Here is a 3,166-nt window from a genome sequence, read left to right on the forward strand (position 1 = left end):
GAGAGAGATGAATTACCTGATCAGCCATTTTCCAAATACTAGGATTGTGAGTTGCGATGATAATTGTTCTATTAGCATTACGAAGTTCAAGGAGAATTTCCATAATTTCCTTGGAATTTTTTGGATCTAGCGAGGCGGTAGGCTCATCGGCTAAAATTAAAGGAGGATCTTTCAGGATAATCTTAGCAAGCGCTACGCGTTGAGCTTCACCACCAGATAATTCATAGATTTTTTGGTTGAGGCTTAGATAATCTAGTCTGACAGCTTGTAGTGCTTGAAGAAGAAGTCTCTCTTTTTCTTGTTTCTTGTTCTGCTTTTTGCCAATCAGTCCCAGCTCAAGGTTTTCTCGAATGGTCTGACTTTCTAATAGTCCGAAGTTCTGGAAGAGATAACCTAGCTCGTTACGATAGAATTCCTCATTTTTTAGAGAAGTCAAAGACTTTCCTTTGTAAACTATTTCTCCTTTGTCGAAAGTCTCTAGTTTTGCAAGCATATTGAGCAAAGTGGTTTTTCCACAACCACTATCTCCTATCAAAGCATACACCATACCACTTTGAAAATTCAGATTCAAGTCTGAAAAAATAATACGAGAACCAAATTGTTTCCAAATATGTTGTAATTCAATCATACTATCCTCCTTTGATGATGCTAGCATAGGTTTTACTTTCCTTCTTATCACAAATCTTCAATAGAAGAACGGCTAAACTTGAAAAGCTGAAAAATAGGATCAGGGTAATCCAGATATTCTTAGAAATAATGAAAGCTAGTCCACTTCCGAGAAAAAGAGCTATTATTTGAGAAGTGATATATCTACGGTGTAATTCAAAGAAATAATAGCCTGCGATTTTTTTCAAGAATATGGTTTTGCGAAAGGCTTCAAAATAGAGCAGATTTAAACTTGTAAACAGCAAAATTGAAGTCAAAATAGCAAACATAGCACTCGCTAAGTTACTAAAAATTTCGATTTTAATTTTTTGATTTAACTGGAGATAGGTTTCCCTAGCAGACGATAGCTTTGAGACCATATGATCAAGTTGATAGTGTTTCAAAAGTTCTTGTGTCTGGTGGAGGTCTGTAAAATAGAGATATTCTAGATTTGTAAACCAGAAGATGGAGGAAGCCTTACCAAGTGCTTTAGGAGAAAGCACAAGAAAGATGGGATTTGATAACCATTGATCATGAGCAATATGGGCGGTATTATAGAGAAAGACATCATTTTTTTGATTGGTATAAGCTATACTAACTTCGACAGTTTGATTAGACTTGCTACTGTATAATCGGTTGGTTAACTCTTGTTGCAAGGTTGATTTTATATCTTTTTCATTTTTTTGTAGTTCTTCTGGGAGTATGGCAAGAATCTGTCCATCTTTGAGGGGGTTGATTTTTTGAAAGATTTCTGATGATAAGTCCATACCTTCCTTTTTGAAGTAGCTGGGCGTGACGTAGAGAATATTTTTTCCTTCCACACCATAAGGGTTATTTTCAGTTTCATTATGATTTGAGGTAGCTTGTTTAAGAGCTTGCTCAACTAGATTATGTTTAATAAGGAAGGCATTCTCATTATCTATAGCATGCTGAATAAAGTCAAACCATTTATTAGCATTTTTTTGTAGTTCATCTGAATTTTTTATCTGACTGGACCGCCCTGTTTGAAGATTGACAACATTGGAGCGTTGTTTCCAAGTAGCTTGTCCAGCTTCATTTTTCTCAAGGATATGATAGTAAGTAGACATTCGTCCAAATCCTACAATAACCAGTAGAATGGCAAGTACCTGACCAAAGTAGAGAATGCGTAGGATTGACTTGATTGGTAATTTCCCTTTGATGATAGAGAGGAGATGAACTTTTTTCAAAGAAATGGTAAAAAGAAGGGCAATTAGGAGACTAAGTAAGAAAAGTAGGCTATTGTAAAGAATAAAAAGTATTCCTAAAAAAGTTTGAACCTCATAAGGATATCCTAGGGAAATGAGCAAGACACTTGCTATCAGCAAAGCAGGTAGACCAAAAAGAAGGATATCAAGTCCGTCTCTTGCGAGAGAACGAAAGAAGAGATGGCTCAGTCGTTCTCCAGAAATCAATCGAATCCCTGACTGAGAGAGAGATTGAATTTGGCCAATAACAATCAAAGCTAAGAAAGTCAGCAAAAAGATTAACATACTGGTAAGTTGATTAGGTTGAGCAAAGATGGCAAATACAAAGGATACTCTGTCATTTTCAAATGCATTCGCTTTTTCTAGTCCAAGTTCTTTCAGATGAGTGGCCAATTCTTGACTAGTTAGGGATCCGCTGATAATATTGTAGTTGTTGAGAAGATCGCTTTTGTGAATGCTTTCTTGACTTGCTGGAGGCATCCAGTCTGGAAGTTTCCCATCTCCAAAAACTTCGTAGTAAGTTTGTGATTTTCCATCACTATCTACTTCCCAAATGGTTCTTGCGATAAGACTATTATGTTCTTTAGCAAGACTATTTAATTCTTCTTTAACGGTAGAATAATCTGCTTGCCCACTTAATACTGCTGCACTCGGGAACAGGATTTGTGGAAGAGCTTCTTTCCAAAAGGACAGAGTGGCAATGAGAAAGAAAGTTAAAAGAAGATTGCTGATAAAGAGAAAAACACGTTTCATAGGAACCTCTTTCTAAAAAAGAGGGGGCTGAACCTCCCTCATTATAGCAGTGATACGAATGATAGTTTAGCACCTTTAAAAATAATTATCAGAAAGCTAATTCTTTTACAAGATGTCAAAGAAAGCCTTTTCATAATTTAATTTTACTATTATTTTAAGGATAAAACAAGCAATACCATAGCTTTTTATAGTAGCTATTTTCAAAAATATTCTTCAATCTTACAAAAATGTAAGATTAAAGTCTCTTTTGTAAGGTTAGGTTATGGCAGGCCGCCTTTTTTTGCGATAAACTAGACTCATAAAGAACAAAGGAGCAAAACCATGAAAAGAATTTTACAAAAGAAAACAAGAAAACCAAGTCAAAAAGATATCGAGCGTGTTCAACTGGGATGCGCTATGATGCAAGCACAGTTTCAAATGATGGGATATTAAGAAGGAGAAAATCATGACACTTTTAGATGTAAAACACGTTCAAAAAATCTATAAAACACGTTTCCAAGGAAACCAAGTTGAGGCTCTCAAGGACATTCACTTTACCGTAG

At 35.6% G+C, this 3,166-nt stretch carries 2 protein-coding genes and 1 pseudogene; 1 reads left to right on the forward strand and 2 read right to left on the reverse strand.

Annotated elements, in window-relative coordinates; translation table 11 throughout:
- The coding region (locus SORDD16_RS03680; protein WP_061452422.1) for an ABC transporter ATP-binding protein at window positions 1-628 on the reverse strand (628 nt) is incomplete at its 3' end.
- A gap of 1 nt (window position 629) precedes the next feature.
- Entirely contained in the window at window positions 630-2,624 is a 1,995-nt protein-coding gene (locus SORDD16_RS03685; RefSeq protein WP_061452423.1) for a DUF1430 domain-containing protein, read from the reverse strand.
- Window positions 2,625-3,069: 445 nt separating this feature from the next.
- On the opposite strand from SORDD16_RS03685, the pseudogene SORDD16_RS10550 reads away from it, so the two are divergent.
- Window positions 3,070-3,166, forward strand: a pseudogene (locus SORDD16_RS10550) (ABC transporter ATP-binding protein); the annotation flags it as partial.

The sequence above is a fragment of the Streptococcus oralis genome, from assembly GCF_001578945.1.
Lineage (GTDB): Bacteria > Bacillota > Bacilli > Lactobacillales > Streptococcaceae > Streptococcus > Streptococcus oralis_Q.

Excerpts from the sequence above, each read along its gene's own strand:
- SORDD16_RS03685 (WP_061452423.1), bottom strand. The coding sequence starts at position 2,624 with ATGAAACGTGTTTTTCTCTTTATCAGCAATCTTCTTTTAACTTTCTTT.